This is a genomic window from Undibacterium pigrum, from assembly GCF_003201815.1.
Classification (GTDB): domain Bacteria; phylum Pseudomonadota; class Gammaproteobacteria; order Burkholderiales; family Burkholderiaceae_D; genus Undibacterium; species Undibacterium pigrum.
This window is the reverse complement of record NZ_QJKB01000003.1, coordinates 1-23,352: the sequence shown is the minus strand read 5'-3', so window position 1 is coordinate 23,352 and position 23,352 is coordinate 1. Positions and strand designations below refer to the sequence as shown.

At 50.8% G+C, this 23,352-nt stretch carries 19 protein-coding genes; 15 read left to right on the top strand and 4 right to left on the bottom strand.

Features of this window, described 5'->3' with window-relative positions; translation table 11 throughout:
* The first annotated feature begins 42 nt into the window (after positions 1-42).
* The 11 genes from DFR42_RS11010 (at position 43) to DFR42_RS10955 (ending at position 18,124) form a co-directional block, all read left to right on the top strand.
* Positions 43-435, top strand: coding sequence for a hypothetical protein (locus DFR42_RS11010; protein WP_211324266.1), 393 nt, complete (start codon positions 43-45; stop codon positions 433-435).
* A gap of 64 nt (positions 436-499) precedes the next feature.
* On the top strand, positions 500-1,366 hold the full coding sequence (locus DFR42_RS11005; protein ID WP_146218824.1) for a PhzF family phenazine biosynthesis protein: 867 nt from the start codon (positions 500-502) through the stop codon (positions 1,364-1,366).
* Between the two features lie 619 nt (positions 1,367-1,985).
* Positions 1,986-4,784, top strand: a complete 2,799-nt coding sequence (locus DFR42_RS10995) for a TonB-dependent receptor (RefSeq protein WP_110255044.1) — start codon at positions 1,986-1,988, stop codon at positions 4,782-4,784.
* 77 nt (positions 4,785-4,861) lie between these two features.
* Positions 4,862-6,370, top strand: coding sequence for a tryptophan halogenase family protein (locus DFR42_RS10990; RefSeq protein ID WP_110255043.1), 1,509 nt, complete (start codon positions 4,862-4,864; stop codon positions 6,368-6,370).
* 96 nt (positions 6,371-6,466) lie between these two features.
* Positions 6,467-7,666: a cation:proton antiporter gene (locus DFR42_RS10985; protein WP_425450878.1), complete on the top strand. Its 1,200-nt coding sequence runs from the start codon at positions 6,467-6,469 to the stop codon at positions 7,664-7,666.
* Between the two features lie 365 nt (positions 7,667-8,031).
* Positions 8,032-9,405, top strand: a complete 1,374-nt coding sequence (locus DFR42_RS10980) for an MFS transporter (protein ID WP_110255041.1) — start codon at positions 8,032-8,034, stop codon at positions 9,403-9,405.
* Between the two features lie 37 nt (positions 9,406-9,442).
* Positions 9,443-11,119, top strand: coding sequence for an alpha-amylase family glycosyl hydrolase (locus DFR42_RS10975; RefSeq protein ID WP_110255040.1), 1,677 nt, complete (start codon positions 9,443-9,445; stop codon positions 11,117-11,119).
* Positions 11,120-11,145: 26 nt separating this feature from the next.
* The gene (locus DFR42_RS10970) at positions 11,146-13,554 is read left to right on the top strand and encodes a glycoside hydrolase family 31 protein (protein WP_110255039.1); all 2,409 of its coding nucleotides are present in this window, start codon (positions 11,146-11,148) and stop codon (positions 13,552-13,554) included.
* A gap of 325 nt (positions 13,555-13,879) precedes the next feature.
* Positions 13,880-15,766: a glucokinase gene (locus DFR42_RS10965; protein WP_110255038.1), complete on the top strand. Its 1,887-nt coding sequence runs from the start codon at positions 13,880-13,882 to the stop codon at positions 15,764-15,766.
* Between the two features lie 81 nt (positions 15,767-15,847).
* Positions 15,848-16,945 carry a helix-turn-helix domain-containing protein gene (locus tag DFR42_RS10960; protein ID WP_110255037.1) on the top strand — a complete coding sequence of 366 codons (1,098 nt, stop codon included), beginning with the start codon at positions 15,848-15,850 and terminating at the stop codon, positions 16,943-16,945.
* Between the two features lie 204 nt (positions 16,946-17,149).
* Complete coding sequence (locus tag DFR42_RS10955) at positions 17,150-18,124, top strand: alpha/beta hydrolase family protein (RefSeq protein WP_211324264.1); 975 nt, start codon at positions 17,150-17,152, stop codon at positions 18,122-18,124.
* Positions 18,125-18,144: 20 nt separating this feature from the next.
* Here DFR42_RS10955 and DFR42_RS10950 read toward each other — a convergent pair whose 3' ends face one another.
* Together DFR42_RS10950 and DFR42_RS10945 are read right to left on the bottom strand one after the other, a co-directional pair.
* Positions 18,145-18,423, bottom strand: a complete 279-nt coding sequence (locus DFR42_RS10950) for a GNAT family N-acetyltransferase (RefSeq protein WP_170133484.1) — start codon at positions 18,421-18,423, stop codon at positions 18,145-18,147.
* Positions 18,420-19,196 (bottom strand): sulfite exporter TauE/SafE family protein, encoded by a 777-nt coding sequence (locus DFR42_RS10945; RefSeq protein ID WP_110255036.1) that lies wholly within the window; start codon positions 19,194-19,196, stop codon positions 18,420-18,422. Before DFR42_RS10945 ends, DFR42_RS10950 begins: the two co-directional genes overlap by 4 nt.
* A 97-nt stretch (positions 19,197-19,293) precedes the next feature.
* Between DFR42_RS10945 and DFR42_RS10940 the strand changes: the two genes are divergently transcribed.
* The 4 genes from DFR42_RS10940 (at position 19,294) to gloA2 (ending at position 22,441) form a co-directional block, all read left to right on the top strand.
* A complete protein-coding gene (locus DFR42_RS10940) occupies positions 19,294-20,187 on the top strand; it encodes a LysR family transcriptional regulator (protein WP_110255035.1) in 894 nt (297 codons plus the stop codon).
* Between the two features lie 85 nt (positions 20,188-20,272).
* On the top strand, positions 20,273-21,097 hold the full coding sequence (locus DFR42_RS10935) for a DUF6348 family protein (protein ID WP_146218823.1): 825 nt from the start codon (positions 20,273-20,275) through the stop codon (positions 21,095-21,097).
* 93 nt (positions 21,098-21,190) lie between these two features.
* Positions 21,191-22,027 (top strand): branched-chain amino acid aminotransferase, encoded by an 837-nt coding sequence (locus DFR42_RS10930; protein ID WP_110255033.1) that lies wholly within the window; start codon positions 21,191-21,193, stop codon positions 22,025-22,027.
* A 21-nt stretch (positions 22,028-22,048) separates the two neighbouring features.
* Entirely contained in the window at positions 22,049-22,441 is a 393-nt protein-coding gene (gene gloA2, locus DFR42_RS10925) for an SMU1112c/YaeR family gloxylase I-like metalloprotein (protein ID WP_110255032.1), read from the top strand.
* A 66-nt stretch (positions 22,442-22,507) separates the two neighbouring features.
* Here the strand turns inward: gloA2 and DFR42_RS10920 are convergent, their stop codons facing one another.
* Both DFR42_RS10920 and DFR42_RS10915 read right to left on the bottom strand, forming a co-directional pair.
* Positions 22,508-22,936: an ExbD/TolR family protein gene (locus tag DFR42_RS10920; protein ID WP_110255031.1), complete on the bottom strand. Its 429-nt coding sequence runs from the start codon at positions 22,934-22,936 to the stop codon at positions 22,508-22,510.
* Between the two features lie 215 nt (positions 22,937-23,151).
* A partial coding sequence (locus tag DFR42_RS10915; protein ID WP_211324262.1) for an ExbD/TolR family protein occupies positions 23,152-23,352 on the bottom strand: 201 nt, incomplete at its 5' end.

Sequence of the window (23,352 nt, the reverse complement as noted above, 5' to 3'; positions counted from 1 at the left end):
ATCCCTATTCACATTTGTCTTTTTTTCATGGCTTGAGAAATGATGCTTATCACCATCGTTGTGGCAGCGAGTTTATTAATGTTGGCGGGAATGTACAGTCTTGTCCATAGCCTGTTTTTCTCTCCTTCTGATAAACGCCCCAAAAACTGGAACAAGCTCCTTGTATGGAGTTTATTGGCCGGGCTGGTGCTGGGCCTGGCTTCCTGGCTGGGCACATTCTGGATGCTCCTGCCTTATCCCAATATTGCTGGTGAGGGCTGGTTTGCTGGTTTCCCCTACATGGCTGTGTATATTGACGCTACGAATTATCACTATCAATTCAGTTTTACCCGCACCAGCGTGATCGCCAATGCCGTATTCTGGTTCTTGCTGCCCATGGCTGGTTTGCATGTCTATGGCAGGCACTGGCGTCGCCAGCAGAAAAAGCCAGAGTGAGATTTCGCTTTATCCTCGATTTTCTTGCCTATACTGATGACACCAGTCAAACAGGGAGTAACAAGTGAAAAAACAAATTTTCCCGTTTTCCATGGTGGATGTCTTTGCCAAACAAACACTGGCAGGCAATGGCCTGAGTATTTTTGTGCTCGAACAAACCCTGTCTAGCTATATGATGCAGGCCCTGACCAGGGAAATGCGCCAGTTCGAAAGCATTTTTTTGCAAAAACTGGAAACTCAGGATAAATGGCGCACGCACATCTTCACCATGGAAGAAGAGCTGGGCTTTGCCGGTCATCCCATCATCGGTGCCGCAGCTTGCCTGCACCAACGCTTCCATCCCGAAGCTGAGAAAGCCGAGTTTGAATTTGTTTTGAACGAACGTAGTGTCATTGCCCGCAGCAGGCAAGAGCATGGCAATTTTTTTGCCGAAATGAATCAGGGCAAGGCCAGTTTCAACGAGCCCTTGTCCAGTGCCAGCGCTGAAGTTTTCCTGAAAGCCTTGAATTTGCATGCGCATGATCAGGTCGCGGACCTGCCTTTGCAAGTAGTGTCGACCGGCTTGCCTTATCTGATCGTGCCAGTCCAGCAACACCTGGACAAAGCGCGTATCTCCCATGAAAAATTTGAAGCCTTGCTGGCAGGCGTGGGTGCAAAATTTGTCTACGTACTTGACGTCAACCGCCGCGAAGGACGCACCTGGGACAATGAAGGCAAAGTCGAGGATATCGCCACTGGCAGTGCCGTTGGCCCGGCAGCCGCCTATCTGGTCAGGCATAAGCGTGCTCAGGCTGGCGATACCCAGATTTTTGCCCAGGGTGCCTACGTACATCGCCCCAGCGAATTGCATGTGTACCTGAGTGCGGATGATGAGACCGTACTCGTGCAAGGCCAGGTTTGCATGGTTGCCAAGGGCGAGCTTTACGTTTAATCAATGAGTGTTCTTTTGGCATTGCAAGCATGATCTTCATGCATGGGCGAGCTCCAGCTTTGCAGAGTATGGTGCTGCACTCTCGTTCTCATGTGCAATGCATACTTGCCAAGCCCTTCAAGCCCCATCAGATCCAAATCTATATTTTAAATTGTTGACTCTGCTTTGATCGCTGACGATGGGCCGACGGAGAGAACATTTTCCAGACTGCGTTGACGGGATTTTCTTGCATGTGCAGCTTGCCAATATTTCCCTGTGCCAGACAGTTAGTCTTCGCAAAATCATGGTGTGGGGCATATTCGCGCGCTATTTTCATCATATTGTCTCGTCATTTTGTAAGTAGTTCAATTACACAAAGTAGTCTAACTACATTAATTCATTGTTCTCTTGTGGGGCATTCGCAACACATTTTGGTGCGCTCTCGTGAGAGCCCTATAGTGGTCTTATATGGTGCATGTATTTTCTTTGTAGTTTTTTGTAGTCTCTGTTTGACATTGAATCTAGTTTTAGTACAAAATTCATTTCGGAACGTTGGGTTCTGATTGTCAGGCTGGTGTTGGAGAGCATGGTCTGGCAGCGCGAAAAGTGCAGGTCAAATAATAGTGTGAGGGGACATTACATGAAACAAGCTACGCAAAAGCGTCGGCAGGGCGAAGCTCTGCACCGTTTTTCTTTTAAGTTGAGCCCGGTTGCGGCTGGTTGTGCTGTGCTGATATTTGGCATGACCGACATCGCTACTGCACAAGAGGCTGCTAACAATACCGTGGTCGTGACAGGCATCCGCAAGGGCATAGAAGAAGCCATCTCGATCAAGAAAAATTCCAATTCCATCGTCGAAGCTATTTCTGCAGAAGACATAGGCAAATTGCCTGATGCCAGCGTGGCAGAATCTATCGCCCGCTTGCCTGGCGTGACGGCGCAACGTAGCCGCTCTTCTGGCAAGGCTGCAGATGTCAGCGTGCGTGGTTTGTCTCCCAGCTTCAATGGTTCATTGCTGAATGGTCGCGAACAGGCTTCGACTGGCAATGCCCGCAGCCCCGAGTTTGATCTCTTCCCGGCTGAGCTCATGGGTTCTGTGCTGATCTATAAAACACCAGATGCAGCACTGGTCGGCCAGGGGCTGGCAGCGACTATCGATTTGAATACGCTCAAGCCGCTGGACTTTGGCAAACGTGTGCTGGCAGCCAGCTATCGCAAACAACGCACAGGCGTACAATCAGGCTCCGAAGAGGGCACAGGCGACCGCGCGTCTTTCTCTTATGTAGATCAGTTTGCCAACCGCACTATCGGTATCTCCCTGGGCTTGACCAAGTTCAAGGAAGACGGCGGCGGTCAGCAAAAATTTGATTCCTGGGGCGGCTGGGTGCCAGATGTAGACTACAACGGCACTACGGTGAAAGCACCAGGTGGCTTCAAGGCGGATACTGAAACCAGTAAAAACAACCGCGATGGCGCATCGCTGACCTTGCAATACAAGCCAAATAAAAATTTCAAATCGGCTCTTGATATATTCTATTCTGCCGGTTCTACCAGTCTCAAGAAAACCGGTCTCGAAGGCGCAGTTGCCGGTTCTGCCGGTGGCTATGATCCTAATGGTGTGCTGACCAACGCCACCATCGTCAATGGTGTGGCGACATCCGGTACTTTCAGCAATTACAAGGGCGTAGTACGTAATCATAAAGAAAGTGCTGATGACAAACTGACGTCCCTGGGCTGGAATAATGAATTGAAACTTGATGAGTGGACAGCGGTTGCCGACCTGTCTTATTCGAAAGCCGTCAAGCATAGCAAGCGTTATGAAACCACGGCTGGCCAGCCTGGCGATGCAGCTTCGCTGGGTTCCATTTCCTATACCGGTTTTAATGGCGGTAATTTCTCTGACGTTAAATACACCACCAGTCTGAATTATGCTGACCGCGCAGTTGCCAGATTGACTGACGTCGATGGCTGGGGTGGTGGTCCTAATTCTCCACAGGCAGGTTATGTGGCTTTGCCAGATATCAATGATAAAGTCAGCAGCATACGCCTGAGCGCCAAACGTGATGTGAATTTTGGCCCTATAGTCGCCGCGCAATTTGGCTTTAACTATACAGACCGCGACAAAGCACGTACCGGCCAGGAAGGCCGTCTGGTGGTCAAAGGTGGCGGCGGTTATGCCTCAGCAGCCATGCCTGGCAGTGCCACGGCAATTGCTGGTACAGTAGGCTTGCCAGTTGCTTCGTTCGACCCCGATGGTTCTTTGGGAACGATTTATGAGCTGGCGCGCTGGGTAGATGCCTCCGTGCTGGCCAAAGACTGGACTGTCAGTGAGAAAGTCACGACTGCCTATGCCATGGGTGACCTTGATGGCCAGCTTATGGGTTTGAATTATCGCGGTAACTTTGGCGGCCAGTTCATCCATACCAACCAGCGTTCTTCGGGTAACCAGGTTGACCTGGCCAAGTGCACGGGCATTACCGTAGAAACCTGCCCATTTACTACGGCGAATGGCGGCAAGTCTTATTCTGATTTCCTGCCTAGCCTGAATGTCTCTTTTGATCTGGGTAAAGAACAGTTCTTGCGCGTTGGCATGGCAAAAGTCTTGTCACGTGCGAATATGGATGATCTGCGTGCCAGCCAGGAATTTGGTGTCAAAACCACAGGTCCTTTCCCTATCCTTGGTGGTAGCGGCGGTAACCCGGAACTGAAACCTTTCAGCGCCAAGGCATTTGATCTGTCGTATGAAAAATATTTCGGCAAGAAAGGCTATTTCAGTGTTGCCGGTTTCTATAAGCAACTCGATACCTACATCTACCGTGCACCACGCACTTTCGACTTTAAACCTTTCGTCAGTGCGAATACACCCTTGCCTTTGAGTGGTCCATATAAAGGCTCTACGGTCGGCCTGCTGACCACGCCACAAAATGGTAATGGAGGCAATATCCACGGTTTTGAAGTTGCCCTGAATATCCCATTCTCACTGATCACGCCTGTGCTGGATGGTTTTGGTGTCATGGTCAATCACTCGGATACATCGAGCCAGATTACCCTGCCTGCATTTGGCTTTGGTACTTCCAATGTCAGTGCAGAGACCATACCTTTGCCAGGTTTGTCCAAGCGCGTCAGCAATCTGCGTTTGTACTATGAGAAAAATGGCTTCCAGGTGGCGATTGCAGGTCGCAAGCGTTCTGACTTCCTTGGTCAGATCAGCGACTTCCAGGACAATCAGCAACTGACTTTCATCAAGGGTGAAACCATCGTTGATTTGCAATTGTCGTATGAATTCCAGACGGGTTACCTGAAAGGTTTATCGATACTGGCGCAAGCGAATAACTGGAATAATGCGCCATTCCAGCAATACAACACCGATCCTAGCGTCGTTACTGATAAGATCGTTTATGGCAGGACTTATCTGTTCGGCGTGAACTACAAGTTCTAAAAACAGGTTTTACGTAAGAACATAAAAACCCCCTGTCGTTCTTTGAACTGCAGGGGGTTTTTTATGGAGGGGACAAAATGCAGAATACAACTATAAAAAACATCGTCATCGTCGGTGGTGGTACGGCAGGCTGGATGACCGCAACCGCACTGGCTACCGTATTGGAAGGGCAGTATCAGATACGGGTGGTGGAGTCAGATGAAATTGGTATTGTCGGTGTAGGTGAGGCCACGATACCGATGATACAAAGATTCAATCAGGTCGTCGGTATCGATGAAAATGAATTCCTGCGCGAGACCCAGGGGACGTTCAAGCTGGCGATAGAATTCGTCAACTGGGGCAGACAGGGTGACCGCTACATGCATGGCTTTGGCACAATAGGCCAGGATTTTGGCAGCCTGCGCTTTGACCAGTACTGGCAGCACATGCGCAAGCTGGGCAAGGCTGACAATCTGGCGGCCTATTCCATCACCCGCATGATGGGCAAGGCCAATAAATTCATGCCAGCGCGGCAGGATATGTCTAATTCACCCTTGCACCAAATTGCTCACGCCTATCATTTTGATGCCAGCCTGTATGCGCGTTACCTGCGCAAGATAGCAGAGTCGCGCGGTGCCATGCGTACCGAAGGCAAGATAGTCTCAGTCAGCCAGCGTGAGGCAGATGGTTTTGTCGATGCCATCGTTCTGGAAAATGGTGAGCGCATCGCTGGTGATCTATTCATTGATTGCTCGGGCTTTCGTGGTTTGCTGATAGAGCAGACCTTGCACACCGGTTATGAAGACTGGTCGCACTGGCTGCCTTGCGACCGGGCGCAAGCCGTGCCTTGTGAATCTGCGCCTGAACTGCTGCCCTATACTCGCGCCACTGCCCACCGCGCTGGCTGGCAATGGCGCATCCCTCTGCAACACCGCATAGGTAATGGCCATGTGTATTGCAGCCAGTATGTCAGTGATGATGAGGCGGCGTCGGTATTGTTATCGAATCTCGATGGCAAGCCGCTGGCTGATCCACGAGTCATCAAGTTCAAGACTGGCATGCGGAATAAAACATGGAACAAGAATGTGGTGGCGATAGGCTTGTCCAGCGGCTTTCTCGAGCCACTGGAATCAACCAGCATCCACCTCATACAATCGGCCATTGCACGGCTGATTGATTTCTTCCCTGACCAGAGTTTCAATGCTGTCGATATCGCAGAATACAATCGTCAGTCACGCTTTGAATATGAGCGCATTCGCGACTTTGTGATACTGCATTACAAGCTCAATCAGCGCGATGATTCTGAATTCTGGAAAGCCTGTGCAGCCATGCCAGTGCCAGACAGCCTGCAACATAAAATCGACCTGTTCCGCGCCAGTGGCCGCTTGCTGCGCGTCGACAATGAATTGTTTACCGAGGTGGCCTGGTTGCAGGTTTTTGAGGGGCAAAATTTAATTCCTGAACGTCTTCATCCTCTGGTAAATTTGCAGACCGGAGCGGACACCATGGAATATCTCGATAGTGTGCGTGAGGTAGTGCAGAAATGCGTGGCCATCATGCCAGGACATGCTGCCTACATTGCCCAGCATTGCAAGGCCAGAAGCTGAGTCAATACTGAGTTGGGGAGAGGTGCCACTGTTAGATTTAGCTATTAGTGGCGCATAAAAAATAAACTCAAAAAAATATAAATTATGCATACTGGTATGAGCACTACCGAGATTTTCCTGATCGCGATGTTTGTGATTTTTACGCTGCCTTACCTGATCTGGCGGGTAGGTAAAACTGACTATTATGCACCACTGGTAGTAGTGCAAATTATCACTGGCATTTTGCTGGGGCCTGGTGTTCTTGGTGCGATTTATCCTGACTACTATAAGTTTGTCTTTAATCCCCAGGTGATACAGTCGTTGAACGGCATAGCCTGGTGGGCCGTCATGATTTTTGTCATGATTGCCGGAATAGAACTGGACTTGAAGAAGGCCTGGGAATATCGCCGCGAAAGTACCATCACCGCTGGCCTGGCTTTAGGCATGCCTTTGCTGTTTGGCTGTGTAGCTGGTATGGGTCTGCTCAGTATGGATGGCTGGATGGGAGCCAAGGCTCTGAGCTGGCAATTTGTGCTTGGTGTGGGCATGGCGTGCGCCGTCACTGCCTTGCCCATCCTGATCCTGTTGATGGAAAAACTCGATATTCTGCGTCAGCCCATAGGCCAGCGCATATTACGTTATGCCAGTCTTGACGATATTGCCATCTGGGGCGTGCTGGCGGTGATCTTGCTGGACTGGACCAGGGTGGGGCGGCAAGTTGGTTTCCTGCTACTGTTTGCTGTTACGACCTGGTTATTCCGCAAACTCATGGTCTGGCTGGAAGAGCGCGACCGCTGGTACGTCAGCCTGATCTGGCTGGCAGCCTGTGCTTTTGCGGCTGACTGGGCGGGCCTGCATTATATGGTAGGGGCTTTCCTGGCAGGCGCTGTCATGGATGCACACTGGTTCAACCAGGAAAAAATGGATCTCATGCGCCATCATGTTCTGCTGGCCATCATGCCCGTGTTTTTCCTGAGCACGGGTTTGCGTACCAACTGGGCCATGGGTGGTGTCGCAGTCTTTGTCGTCGCTGCCATACTGTTGTTTGCTTCCGTGACCGGCAAACTCATAGGCATACAAGTGGCAGGCAAGATATTGAAATGGGAAAAAGGCGAGGCATCCATCATAGGCTGGCTATTGCAGACCAAGGCCCTGATCATGATTATCTTCGTCAATATCCTGCTGGATAAAAGCATCATCACCAGTGAAACCTTTACAGCGATGTTGCTGATGGCCGTTGCCAGCACTATGCTGACTGTACCTGTGGTGTATCCGAAATTGCAAAAAATGAAGGAGTTGATCTTCAGGAGTAAATAAGATTTTTTGTGTTGGCGTCTAAAGGTTGGAATGCCCGCTACTTTGTGGAAAGTGGCGGGCATTTTGTTTTTGGTTTGTATGCGTGAAAAGGTCTGGATAATTGCTAAAATTCCTATGAAATCAAGGGTAGTATTGCTACAGTTATTTATTGTTTAAGTAGATTTCCTCTCTTAAATTTCATTTCAAAATTTGATTTTAAATTTCTGTAGTCGCCATAAAAAATTTATGTAGTTTGATTACATTTTGCTGTGGTAGTATTTCAAAATGCGGACATTCTTAGTATGGTGACTTCGTTGGGAAGTCGTTTTCTACCGATAAGTAGTACCGCAACAAGTAGTTCATAATAAATTTGGGGACAAAACACCATGCAAGTATCTGCATACAAACCGCGTCTGTCGTTCTGGCAGTTGTGGAATATGAGTTTCGGTTTCTTTGGCATACAGTTTGGCTTTGCGTTGCAAAACACCAATACCAGCCGCATCTTTTCTACCCTGGGTGCTAACCCTGATGAGCTGGCCCTGTTCTGGCTGGCGGCACCCATCACGGGTTTGCTGGTGCAACCCGTCATTGGCTACCTGAGCGACAATACCTGGCACCCTTTCTGGGGACGTCGCCGTCCTTTCTTTTTCATCGGTGCGGTGCTGGCATCGATTGCCATGTTCCTTATGCCTAATTCCAGCGTCTTGTGGATGGCGATAGCGGTATTGTGGATGATGGACAGCGCCATCAATATTTCCATGGAGCCTTTTCGCGCTTTTGTCGGCGACAAACTCGATGTCTCGCAACAAACCGCGGGCTTTGCCATGCAGACCTTCTTCATCGGTTGTGGTGGTGTGATTGCCTCTTTGTTGCCAACAATCTTTACCGATTACCTCGGTGTCAGCAATGTGCCTGTGAATGGTGCGATCCCTGACACGGTGCGCTACTCCTTTTATTTTGGCGGTGCGATATTTGCCTTGTCTGTCATGTGGACAGTGTTTACCAGCAAGGAGATTCCTCCAGCAGACCTGGAAAAATTCCAACAGGAACGCAAAAATAATCAGGGCATAGGCAAGGCTGTCGGCGAAATCCTCGGTGGCTTTCTCAGGATGCCCAAGACCATGGTGCAACTGGCGCTGGTGCAGTTCTTTACCTGGGTCGCCTTGTTTGCCATGTGGGTGTACACCACGCCCTCGATAGCGCAAACTGTTTTTCATAGTAGTGATGCGCAGTCAGCTGCTTTCCAGGAAGGTGGTAACTGGGTGGGCATCATGTTCGCCGTGTATGGTGGAGTGTCGGCACTTGCTGCTTTCTTGCTGCCCGTGCTGGCGAAGATGACCAGCCGCAAATTTGTGCACATGCTGTGCCTGGTGATAGGTGGTGTCAGCCTCATGAGTATCTTCCTGATCTCATCGAAGCAAATGCTGCTCTTACCCATGGTGGGTGTGGGCATAGCATGGGCCAGTGTGCTGACCATGCCATATGCAATTCTGGCAGGTGCATTGCCCGCGAACCGCATGGGTTATTACATGGGCCTGTTCAACTTCTTCGTGGTGATACCGCAGATCATTGCCGGTGTCGTGCTCGGTGCGATCCTGAAGCATTTCTTTGATAACCAGTCAGTCAAGGTGTTGATGCTGGGTGGGGCTTGCATGATACTGGCTGGCTTGTTGACCTTGCTGGTCAAGGATGAAGCCGCAGAGGAGGCATCGGCCACATCAAGCATGGACAAGACCGCCGCAAATGCTGCCGCAGTTTAGTCCTCGAATTAATCCTCGATTTCGACGGAGTTTTCACATGCAAGCAAAAGCAATCAGACTGGGGCTGGCAGTACTGCTGGCCGCGTCTTGTAGTTCCATGTCACTTGCTGCACCCAAGTTAAAAGCAACCCAGCCGTTTTTATGGGGAAACGCCACTGTCTATTTTTTACTGACAGACCGCTTTCATAACACCAACCTTAAAAACGACCTGGCCTATGGCCGTAAAAATGATGCGGCCCCTTTGCGCGGTTATGCCGGTGGTGACCTCGCTGGTATTACGGCGAAGATCAAGTCTGGTTATTTCAAAGACCTTGGTGTCGATGTCATCTGGCTGACGCCGCCAGTCGAGCAAATTCATGCGGGTACGGACGAAGGTACAGGCATGTCCTATGGCTTTCATGGATACTGGGCCAGGGACTTCACACGTGTCGATGCCAATCTGGGTACAGAAGCCGACATGCGCGAGTTTGTCGATACCGCCCATGCACATGGCATGCGTGTCTTGCTCGACGTGGTCATGAACCATCTGGGGCCAGTGACAGAGCAAGACGCTGTCTGGCCCGATGAATGGGTCAGAACTTCGCCGACCTGCACATATAAAGATACTGCAACCACGGTTAGTTGTACCCTGGTCAAAAATCTGCCGGACATACGCACAGACAGCAAAACCACAGTCAGCTTGCCGCCAGTGCTGGTAGAGAAGTGGAAGACAGAAGGGCGTTACGACAAAGAAGTCAAAGAGCTGGATGATTTTTTCCAACGCACAGGCCTGCCACGCGCACCACGTTACTACCTCATGAAATGGCATGTAGACTGGGTAAAAAAATACGGTGTCGATGGCTTCCGCGCTGATACTGCCAAACATACTGAACCCGAAATCTGGAAAGAATTGCATGGTCTCGCCAGCGCAGCTTATGAAGACTGGAAGCAGGCCAACCCTAAAAAAAAGCTCGGCAATCAGGCTTTTTTCATGACGGGTGAAGTGTATAACTATGCGATTGGCCATGGTCAGGACTTTGATATGGGTGGCGGCCAGGCTGTCAATTTTTACCAGAATGGTTTTGACAGCCTCATCAATTTTGGTTTCAAGTCAGACGCCAATAAGACTTATGAAGCCTTGTTCAGTGATTACGCCACGCGTTTGCATGGATCTTTGGCAGGTTACTCCGTACTCAATTACATCAGCTCACATGATGATGGTGGGCCATTTGATCTCTTGCGTCAGAAGCCGTTTGAATCTGCCAATAAACTTTTGCTGAGCCCTGGTGCGGCGCAAATTTATTATGGCGATGAAACTGCACGCTCACTGAATGTAGCAGGTGCACAAGGCGATGCGACCTTGCGTTCGTTCATGAACTGGGATGAACTCGCAAAAAATATCAGCCGTGATGGCTACCGCATTGCTGAAGTTCGCCAGCACTGGAGTCGTCTTGGTTTGTTCCGGCACGCCCATCCTGCCATAGGTGCAGGTGTGCATGAAAAACTGGCGGATCAACCCTACACCTTCAAACGCACTTATGACAAGAACGGTATCAGCGATAAAGTAGTGATTGCACTGGATATTCCGGCTAACAGCAATCCTGCCATCAGCGTCGCAGACGTATTTGCTGACGGACAAAAACTGCGTGACTATTATTCTGGAAAGACTGCCACAGTTGTCAATGGCAAGGTGCAATTCAATAGCGGCTTGAGCACGATATTGATTGCGCCTTAGTACGCTCAAAAAATAATTAGAGACACATGAAAAAAACATCCATAGTCAAACTGAATATCTTTGCTGCTGCAGTCTTGTCGCTGGCGACTACCGTGCAGGCGCAAAATTCTGCGCGCACTATCGTGTCAGTCAGCAAGCAGGCCGATCATCTGGAAATCAAGACCAATGATGGACACTATATCTTGAAGCCATATAGCGACAAGATCATGGAAACCAGTTTTATTCCTGCGACTGAAAAATTCAACCCGGCTTCGCATGCTGTCGTCTTGTCACCTGCGCGCGTCAAGACCAGTTTCAAAGAGACGGCTAGCAATATTCAATACCTTGCCGGTGACATCAGTGTCAACATCAGCAAATCACCGTTTCAAATTGCCTATGCCTACAAGGGCAAGCCTTTGCTGTCAGAGAAAAATGGCTATAGCAAAACCAGGGATGCAGACGTGCTGGACTTTAATCTGGATGCCGATGAAGCTTTATATGGTGGTGGTGCGCGCGCGCTGGGTATGAACCGTCGTGGCAATCGCCTGCCTTTGTATAACAAGGCTCACTATGGCTATGAAGAGCGTTCAGAGCAAATGAACTTTGCCATGCCACTGGTATTTTCATCCAAGATGTATGGTCTGCATTTTGATAATGCCGCGATAGGCCAGCTTGATCTCGACAGCAAGAGACACAATGTGCTGGCCTATGAAACCATTAGCGGGCGCAAGACTTATCAGGTCATCGCAGGTGACAGCTGGGCCGACATCGTCAGCAATTACACCAGCCTGACCGGACGTCAGCCTTTGCCACCGCGCTGGACTTTCGGTAATTTCGCCAGCCGCTTTGGTTATCACAATGAAGCAGAGGCACGCAGCATACTCAATAAATTCCGCGCTGAAAAAATTCCTGTCGATGCCATCATCTTTGACCTCTACTGGTTTGGCAAGGATATCAAGGGCACCATGGGGAATCTGGAATTTGATAAAGACAGCTTCCCCAATCCCAAGGGCATGATTGCTGACTTTGCGCAGCAAGGTATCAAGACTGTGTTGATTACCGAGCCTTTTATTTTGACGACTTCAAAAAAATGGCAAGAGGCTGTTGATAAAAATATTCTGGCAACTGACAAGCAGGGTAAGCCATTTACCTATGATTTTTATTTTGGTAATACCGGTCTCATCGATATCTTCAACCCACCTGCACAAGACTGGTTCTGGGCTATTTATAAAGACTTGAAGAATATGGGCGTTGCTGGCTGGTGGGGTGATCTGGGGGAGCCGGAGGTCCATCCACCTGCCTTGCAACACAAGACCGGTAGTGCCAATGAATTGCATAATGTCTATGGACATCAGTGGGCCAGGCTGATTGCTGATGGCTACAAGAAGGATTATCCCAATCAGCGACCTTTCATCCTCATGCGCTCTGGTTATTCAGGTTCGCAAAGCCTGGGCATGATACCGTGGTCGGGTGATGTCAATCGCACCTGGGGCGGATTGCGCTCGCAACCTGAGATCGCCTTGCAGATGGGCATGCAGGGCATGGCCTATATGCATTCTGACCTCGGTGGTTTTGCCGGTGCTAATCTTGACGATGAGTTATACACGCGCTGGTTGCAGTATGGGGTGTTCCAGCCAGTGTTCCGCCCGCACGCGCAGGAGGAAGTGGCTTCTGAGCCGGTCTTGCGTGAAGCCAAGACCAAAGCTCTGGCCAAGGCAGCGATAGAACTGCGTTACCGCATGCTGCCGTATAACTATACCCTGGCGTTTGAGAATAACCAGCATGGCCTGCCTTTCATGCGCCCGCTGTTTTATGCAGAACCGCAGAACCAGAAACTGCAAACGGTGGCTGACACTTATCTGTGGGGTGACAGCTTCCTGGTTCACCCCGTCATGAAAGCAGGAGAAAAAGAAGCCAGCGTATACTTCCCGGCAGGCAGTACATGGTTTGATTTTTATACAGGTCAGCAACATCAGGGTGGTGCGACTGACACAGTAAACGTGGAGCAAGACCATATCCCGGTGTTTGTGCGTGCAGGCGCTTTTGTCCCCACGAGCCCGCTGGTCCAGAATACCCGCGACTATTCAGCAAAAAAACTGGAACTGCATTACTACCATGATGCTGCTGTTAGGAAGTCAGCGGGCAAGCTGTATGACGATGATGGCGAGACTGCGAATGCCTATGAGAAGGGGGCTTATACCCTCATGCATTTCAATAGCCAGACAAATGCCACTGCATTGAAAATCAGTTTGCGAACAGAAACCGGCAAGAGTGCTGAGACGGTGGACAGGGATGTCGCGCTGCATATTCATCATATTGCCAGCAAGCCAGTATCAGTAAGCCTGCAGGGGAAAGCAATCGCTTTTAACTGGGATGAGGCCAAAAAGCAGCTGCATATTGATGTGCACTGGCTGAAAAACAGCAAGGCAGAGCTATCAATAAAGTTAGGTAAATGATATTGTCTTGTGCTTTGGAGAATACCCGCAACATACTGGCCCAAGGCTTTGCCACGACAGCCCCTGATTTGGGGCATGAATACAAAGCTGTTTGTGGTAAATTGCGGGATTGAATTCTCTGTAGGAACCTGTTTACGATCTGTAGCGAGCGGGTGTCAGCGGGGTCGAGGGTAACAAAAACGCAGCGCAAAAAGCGGAATGTACTTAAGTACATGAGCATTTTGAGCAGCACATGAGCCCCGCATTAATTACTATTGCGCCCGCGCAGTAAGATCGTAAGCAGGTTCTAAGAAAATAGGCAGCAAACCGTATAAATGAAGACAGCATGACGACAGAACACGCACTGGTAGAACATGGTAACGCGGCAGGCTTTTCCAGCGGCCCGCGCTTGTTGGCGGATATAGGCGCAACCCATGCGCGTTTTACACTTGAGTCTTCACCGGGTGTGTTTGAATCCGTCAAGGTCTTGAAGTGTGATGAATACACTGACATCATCGCCCTGCTGCGCGCTTATCTGTCTACTGTGCCTGCCAGCAAAGTCCATCATGCGGCGTTTGCACTTGCCAATCCTATCGACGGTGATCGGGTCAGGATGACCAATCGCGACTGGGCATTTTCCATCGAAGATGTACGTCGTGAATTTGGTCTCTACACGCTGCTCATCGTCAATGACTTTACTGCCCTGGCCATGTCCTTGCCGGGTTTGCAGGCCAAAGACCTGATGCAGGTGGGTGGTGGTACACCAGTGCCTAAATCCGTTATCGGTGTATTGGGACCGGGTACGGGTCTGGGCGTGTCAGGTCTTATTCCAACCTCTGATGGCTTTGTCACTCTTGGCAGTGAAGGTGGTCACGTCAATTTTGCGCCTGTGGATGAACGTGAATATGCCATCCTGCAATTCGCCTGGAAAGAATGGCCACATGTCTCTACGGAGCGCCTGATTTCCGGCCCTGGTATGGAGTTGATTTACCGAGCCCTGGCGGATAGAAATAACAAGAAAGTCAAAGCTCTGCCAGCGCAAGACATCATGCGTGGCGCGCTGAAAACTGAAGCTGAGGCTGACGCGCTGTGTCTTGAAACCCTGGAATGCTTTTGCGGCATGCTGGGTAGTTTCAGTGCCAACCTGGCAGTGACGCTGGGTGCTTTTGGCGGTATCTATATAGGCGGTGGCATCGTTCCGTTGATGGGCGATTATTTCGCCACTTCAGCCTTCCGCACACGCTTTGAAGCCAAGGGGCGTTTCACCAGTTATCTGGCGCAAATCCCTACCTTTGTGATTACGACGCCCAACCCGGCGTTTTATGGTGTGTCGGCAATTTTGTCTGAGCACTTGCGTGGCCGTAGCGGCGACAGTTCATTGATGGACCGCATACAACAAATCCAGGCTGAGCTGACACCGGCAGAGCGCCGCGTTGCTACTCTGGTGCTGGAAAACCCGCGCACAGTATTGAATGAAGCCATTGCTGAGATCGCCCGCCTGGCTGATGTCAGCCAGCCTACTGTCATTCGTTTTTGCCGTTCTCTGGGCTTCCTTGGTTTGGCTGACTTCAAACTCAAGTTTGCCAGCAGCCTGACCGGCACTATCCCTGTACGACATAGCCAGGTGCGCATGAGTGACAGCACGCATGACCTGAGTGCCAAGGTGATCGACAATACTGTGTCGGCGATCCTGAATTTCCGTGACCAGCTGGATGTACGTTCGCTCGACCAGGCAATCGCACTGTTACGCAAGGCGAACAAGGTTGAGTTTTATGCCATGGGCAATTCGCGTGCCGTGGCGCTGGATGGCCAGCATAAGTTTTTCCGCTTCCGTATTCCTACCGCATCTTATGGTGATGCGCATTTGTTTTCCATGGCAGCAGAATTGCTGAACCCTGGTGATGTGGTTATCGTCGTCTCCAATTCCGGCAAGCTGCCAGAATTGTTGAAGGCGGTGGATGCAGCGCGTCTGGCTGGAGCAGATGTGATTGCGATTACGCCCAACCAGTCACCATTGGCGAAGAAGGCCACGGTTTGCCTGGCAGTCAATCATACCGAAGACAATGCAACCTTCCTGTCCATGATTTCTCGCATACTGCAATTATTGCTCATCGATATCATTGCGGTAGGCTTGTCAGTTGATGCGCCTGAGGATGTGGGGCAGGGTGATGATATCAAACGCAAGGAATTGTCGCGTTTCAGTAATTTGCTGATTTCTCACCTGGATAGCTGATTACGTCTTAATTGCCTCAGCACTGCTTGCCTGAGCAGTCCTGCTCAGTTATTGTTTTGTCTTTCATCTTTATGGACCGGCATGTTGGCAGTTGATTCCTTCATCTTGCTTGATGCAGGCTTGCGCGGCACGCTGCTGGCTTTGCTCTTGCTGCTGTCCGCCATACTGGGCCGTGACCGCCCACAATTGCTGTTGGTGCGTGCTGGCATTGCGCTTTGCCTGGGTCTGGCGGTACAAGTCATCAGTGCTACCCCCTGGTTTGAAGCCATGGTGCCGCGTTTGTGGCAAGCGCCGCTGGTTGCCATCTCGGTGGCGAATGCCGTGCTGTTCTGGGTATTTGTGCAGGCGCTTTTCGATGATGATTATGTCTTGCAAACCTGGCAGGTGCTGGCCTGGTTTGCCGTAGCTGCCCTGAGTGCATTGAATTGCGCCGTGCTGGCGGGCAGCGATTCGATCTTTGCTCCTGTGACGATGGCTATGCAACGTGCCATACCTCTGGTTTTTGCCATTCTGGCTGCGCTGGCAGCTGCGAAGAACTGGCGTACAGATCTGGTTGAGCAACGCCGCCGCTTGCGTGCCTTCATTGTCATTGCCGGCATTATCTATACCGTTTTATTATTGCTTGCCCGTTTAAGCTCGCCACAGGGCAGACTTGCAGGCGCTACTGCCATGGCCGATGTTCTGGTTTTGTTGCTGATCATCGTTATCGTGACGTTCAGGATGTTGACGCTAGCGCATCAGGATTTGTTTCCACTTCCTGTAGCTACACCCCCAAAACAGCCAGTTCCACAAGCTGAACCTTTGCCAGCTTCCGGGGTAAATGCAGCAGAAGCAAAATTGCTGACGGCCTTGCAAACGCTCATGCAGGATGAACATCTGTACCGCAGTGAAGACCTGACACTGGCCAGTCTGGCTGAGAAGATGCAAATACCTGAATACCGTTTGCGCAAACTCATCAACCAGCAAATGGGCTACCGCAACTTCAATGCCTACATCAACTCCTTTCGCCTGGATGAAGCACGCACTGCCCTGACTGATCCGGCTCGGCGTGATTTGCCGGTCCTGACCATTGCGCTGACTTCCGGCTTTCAGTCGATAGGACCATTCAATCGCGCCTTCAAGGCCGCCACCGGCCTGACACCTACCGAATACCGCAAAGAAAATATGGCCGATTCCTGAAACCGGCTAGCCGGAATCTGTAATTTACAGTCTGCGGCAAGACATCATTCGACTTTTTGCGCATAGTCAGCTTTATCCGGAGCGTTGCCTCCGCATTAACTGACGAGGGTCTGAATGATGAAAGCTATATGTAGTGCTGATTTGAAACGATTGCTGAACTGGTCCGTTTCCATTTTGTTGAGCCTGCTGTTTTTTACAACAACTATGGCAAAAGCATCAGTAGGTTTGACAGAAATTGCCGCGACCGCCACGGACGGCACCGTCACCTTGTATTACCCCAGCAATGCGCCAGAGCAGCAAATACGTCGTGGTCCTTTTCAATTCCATCTGGCTGAGCACGCAGAGCCTGCCCGTGGCAATGGCCATCTGATCATCATTTCCCACGGTTCAGGTGGTTCACCCTGGGTGCATGCAGACCTGGCGCGCAGCCTGGTCGAAGCAGGCTTTATTGTCGCCATGCCCGCACACCATGCCGATAACTACAGGGACGAAAGTCATCCAGGACCTGACAGCTGGAGTTTGCGGCCTGCTGAAGTATCGCGCGCGATAGATGCCGTTGGCCGTGACCCGCGCTTTGCACCTCTGTTGAGCTTGGACAAGGTGGGTATGTACGGCATGTCGGCAGGTGGCCACACTGCACTCAGTATGGCGGGTGGACGCTGGTCACCAGCTGGTTTCAAGCAGCATTGTGAAGAAGACCTGGTCAATGATTTTCAATCATGCGTGGGCCTGAATACCAGGCTCACTGGCGGTTTCTTTGATGGCCTGAAGAAATGGCTGGCTTTGACGATCATCCGTAGCCGTTTCGGCGATGCCGCCATGCGCGAACACCATGATCCGCGTGTGGCGGCAGTCGTGGCTGGGGTACCTGCCGCCGCAGACTTTGATATGTCATCCTTGCAAAGTCCGAAAGTGCCGCTGGGTCTGGTGACTGCCGGGCAAGACCGCTGGCTGGTGCCGCGTTTTCATAGTGACAGGGTGGTGGCTGCCTGCCAGACTTGCGAACTGGTAGCGCATATGCCGGAAGCCGGGCATGGTGCCTTGTTATCTCCCTTGCCGCCACATCTGACTGGCCTGGTGGGTGATATGCTGAATGACCCGCCTGGTTTTGACCGCAAGCAGATGGGCGAGGTGGACAAGAAAATTACGGTTTTTTTTGAAAAACACCTGTTGCATTGACGCAAATGCGTATCGGCATTTTAATGTGCAACTTGTTTGTCGCAAACAACTTCCAGTTCCGGGTATTCAGCATGCAATTGCGCCAGCATGGCTTTGGCTATGCCAAGTTCGCGATAGCTGGGTTTGACATACAGAACATGAACACAGACCTGCCCGGCGAGTATGCTGCAATCGAGCGCACCCACGTGCTGTTTATCCAGAAATGCCGATAGCAGGACATGCCTGCAATTCGTTTGCTCATCTTGCTTGCAGATGCGCAGTGCCGCTTTCACAGCTTCGCCAGTAGTGATCTCTGTCATGATTTCACTGCCCCCCATAAGTAGTAGGCGCCCAAAGCAAGCAGGCCGATGAAGAAGCAGCGCCTGAACAGCAAGGGCTGCATTTGATTGCGCAAAACTTGTCCCAGTTGCATGCCAGCCAGCGCGGGCAGCAAGGCCAGCATGGAATCACCGGCAATATTCCATTGCAAAGTGCCGCTGCCATATAGATTGATACCCAGTGCCAGTGTTGATACTGTGAAGGACAAACCCATGGCTTGTATGAGCTTATCCTTGTCCAGACTTAGTGCCTGCAGATAGGGGACCGACGGTAATACAAAGACGCCAGTAGCTGCAGTAACCATGCCTGTTGCCATACCTATGACAGGGGCGAGTTTGCGCTCCGCCCGGCTGGGTACCTGCCAATGTACCGATGTCAGCCCCATGACACCATATAGCAGCAGGGCTATACCCAGGCCTGCCCCTGACCACACAGTATCAAGTTTGCTGAACAAGAACCCGGATACAAAAGTACCGAGGCAAATGCCAACTAGCATAGGGCTAAGGCGACGCAACAAGGGCAGTAGCCCGGGGATGCTGCCAAGTTGCCATATATTCGTTAAAAGCGAAGGTAAAAATAATAAGGCAGCGGCTTGCATCGTCGTCATGGACAGACTCAACAAGGCAATCGCCACGGTAGGCAAGCCCAGGCCTATGACACCTTTTACCATTCCCGCTAGTAGAAAGATAAACGCTATCGCCAGCCACTGCGTGCTGTTGCCATGCGGGGTAAATAGGGTGGTCAGCGTTTCCATATAGACAGTTTGCCATTGCCAGCATGAACTGAAAATGTGGAATATACTCAGTCAGGCTTCGTATTTCACGTAGCCTTAAATTATCTGACTCATTTTCATGCGCTTTGATCTGGTTGATCTTCAATTATTTGTGCACGTAGTGGAAGCGGGCAGTATTACTGCCGGAGCTGAGCGGTCCCATCTGGCGCTTGCCTCGGCCAGTGCGCGCCTGCGCGGCATGGAAGATTTGCTTGGTGTGCCCTTGCTGTTGCGGCAAAGGCGTGGCGTGGAAGTGACTGATGCGGGACGCACCCTGTTGCATCATGCACGCATGCTGATGCAGCAAATGGAGAGAATGCGCGGTGACCTGGGGGATTATGCCAAAGGTCTCAAGGGGCATATACGCATGCTGTGCAACACCTCGGCACTGACCGAGTTCTTGCCACAGGCTCTGGCCATATACATGCAAGAGCATCCACACATCAATATTGAAGTTGAAGAAAGGCTGAGCAATGACATCGTGCAAGCCATCATTGCCGAGCAGGCCGACATAGGCATCATTGCCGATACGGTAGACAGTGCAGACTTGCAAACCTTTTCTTTTCGCCAGGATCAACTGGTGCTGGTGACAACTGCCCAGCATCCTTTACATACCGTGGCTGCACTTAATGGCAGCCTGGCATTTGCCGATGCCCTGACTTATGACTTCGTTGGCCTGGCTGGTGACAGCGCCCTGCAGCAATACCTGAATGAGCATGCGTTGCGGCTAGGGCAGCGCCTGCATTACCGCCTGCGTTTACGCAGCTTTGATGGCATCTGTCGCATGGTGGAGAGTGGTGCTGGCATTGCCATCATCCCCGAGACAGCCGCCTTGCGTTATGAGCAGTTGATGAAAATACACAGGCTATATCTGACAGACACCTGGGCAGTCAGGAACTTGCTGATCTGCGTGCGGCAATATGATGAATTGCCAACTTATGCACGTGAACTCATCAATGCCATCAAGGCCTGATTTTTTCGCCCAGCCTGCAAATAGCGTGTCCTCTCTGTCTTCTTGCTACAATGCAGGTCTGTTTTCATCTTCACATTCAGTTTCCATGTCCGTTACCACCTCCCTAGGCAGTGCTTTCAAAAGCTTCAAAGCTAAATTTGCCTCCAGCACAGCCTTGCCTGTGACGATGCCTGTGTTTGCCAATTTGAATATCGATGCCGGATTGACACTGGCCTTGTCCGAGGTATTGACGGCTGAGGCCATCAAGCTGACATGGCAAGACAATTACCTGGCCCTGGAAGACGGTTTGATGCTGGCAGTTGAACGCGTGGAAACAGTCACCCTTGCGGAAGATAAATTCCGCACCTGTACACGTATTTATGCCATTCATGCCAGTTACTTCCCACAGGGTTTGAGTGAGTACCAGCATGCCATGGGAGCGACGGAATCCGAGGCTGTACTGGAGGGTTTGCGTACCTGGGTAAAAATGGATTTACTGGTTTTGCAGGATGCTATTCGTGAGCAGCCGCTGAATTGTACGGTCATAGAAATGAATACCAGTGCAGAGACGGCAGAGGAAAAGAGTTTCCGTCAGGTGATACTGGGGCCGGTCGCCCATCTGGCCAGCCTGCCTGCGCCAAAGAAAAAAGAAGAACATCCATTTTGCCCATGCTGTTTGTTCACAGAAAGCATGCCAGCTTTTCATGATCTGTTGCAGACCAGTGATTTCATCGGCATACGCCTGTTTGCCTCACGTGATAATGAGGGCAAGCTGGCCGCTGATTGCCGTGTCAATGGTGAAGATTTTTTACCGGCAGTTGAGCACCTGAAACTATATGCAGAAAAATGGCCTGAACGCGGGCTGGAATTCCGCAAGCAATATGTGGTCATCAAAACCAGCAAGCATAGCGTTAATCAGGCTCAGCCTTGATCTGGCTGTGTTTGCTTGAATCCTGGATGTGATACATTTGAAATTATCATTTGCGATGCATCGCCAATTTATTATCAATGAGTGAGGAATATTATGTACCGTAGCTACTTCAAGGGACAATGGAGTGAAGGCAATACGCCACTGTTTGGCGCCATGGATAATGCAGTCTGGCTAGGTTCCTCAGTGTTTGATGGCGCACGTTCCATACGCGGCCTGACGCCGGATTTGCGCCTGCATCTGGCTCGCGTCATACAGTCAGCCCAGCGCCTGGGTTTGCAATGCCCCTACAATGTCGATGAGCTGGAAGCCCTGTGCCGCGAAGGCATTGCCCTGTTCCCGGCTGATGCTGAACTGTATATACGCCCGCTGGTGTTTGGCACTGATGGTTTGCTGATCCCTGAACCATCAACTACCGGCTTTACACTGACTTTGTTTGATGCGGCCATGCCAGCATTTACCGGCTTCTCTGCCTGCCTGTCCAGCCTGCGTCGTCCTGATCCTTCCATGGCACCGACTGATGCCAAGGCTTCCTGCCTGTATCCAAATTCCACCAGAGCATTGCGCGAAGCCAGGGAGCGTGGTTTTGACAATGGCGTGGTCTGTGATATGCATGGCAACGTGGCTGAATTTGCCACTGCCAATCTCTTTTTTGTGACGGCAGATGATGAAATCGTCACCCCTGTGGCAAACGGCAGTTTCTTGTCTGGTATTACCCGCGCTCGCGTGATTGGTTTGCTCAAGGACGATGGCAAGCAAGTGTCTGAGCGCACGGTGAAACCGGAAGAATTGCTGGTTGCCAAAGAGATTTTCAATACCGGTAATTTTGCCAAGGTAACGCCTTGTACCAGATACGAAAGCCGTGAATTGCCTATAGGCCAAGTGGCGACCCGCGCCCGTGATTTGTATTTGCAATTCATGCAAAATACCTGAGCTTCATAAGCTTCTGGATTCATGCTCAAGCGCATACATCACGCAGCAATCATATGCTCTGATTATCAGGTATCCAGGGATTTCTATACCCGGATTCTGGGGCTAAGCATTATTGCTGAAACCTATAGGGCAGAAAGAGCTTCATACAAGCTCGATCTGGCCTTGCCCGATGGCTCGCAAATAGAATTGTTTTCATTTCCTGATGCGCCACCCAGGGTATCGCGGCCTGAAGCGCAGGGTTTGCGTCATCTGGCATTTGAAGTTGATGATGTGTCTGTCTGCAAAGCCATGCTGGAAGCCCAGGGGTTGGCAGTTGAGGATGTCAGGATGGATGAATTGACAGGGCGACGCTTTGTCTTTTTTGCTGATCCTGATGATTTGCCTCTGGAATTGTATGAGGCATCGCCGCGATAGATAGCCAGATCATGATACAAAAAAAGCCGGGGAGTTCATTCCCCGGCTTTTTTTACATGCGCTTACTTACTTCAAGAACTGCTCATTGCCAACCATACCAATCTTGGTGACATTGAGACGCTGTGCTGCCGCCATCACTGCCGCTACTGATTTGTAAGGTACAACTGCCACCGGACGCAGATGTATCTCAGGCTGCTCCGGCTTTGCTGCAGCTGCTGCCAGCTTGGCCTCCAGTTCAGCCGGGTTGACTGCTGCACCATTCCAGGACACCGTGCCATCAAAGTCCACATCGATATTCACCACCTCTGGTTCATGGATCGGTGGGTTCGACGGCCCTGTTGGCAAGTTCAGATTCACAGCGTGATTCTGAATAGGAATCGTGATAATCAACATGATGATCAACACCAGCATGACGTCGATCAGCGGCGTCATGTTCATTTCTATCATTACTTCCGGATCGGCTGAGCCACCACCGGAACCTAATTGCATACCCATAATGCTTCCCTCATGATTTACTTACTGCAAAACCAAAGATCTTCACCACAGAGACTCCGAGTCACAGAGAAAGGCAAGAGAGAATAAGTATGAAAAGATAGCGTTACTAGCATACTCTTTACTCTTTTTCTTGAAGTTCTCAGTGCTCCTCTGTGTCTCCGTGCCTCTGTGTTGAGAGGTCTTGCATTGCGGTGCGCATGGCGCACCCTACTGTCTTAGTTTCGCGGTGGCGGCTCGATGACGAAACCGACCTTGGCGATGCCAGCACGTTGTGCTGTCAGAATGCTCTTGCCGACAAACTCATAACGGGTATTCTGGTCACCACGGATATGCAACTCCGGTTGCGGGACCTTGACTGCTTCTACCTTGAGTTTTTCAAACAACGCATCCGTGCCGCCCAGCGGCTTCATGCTGCC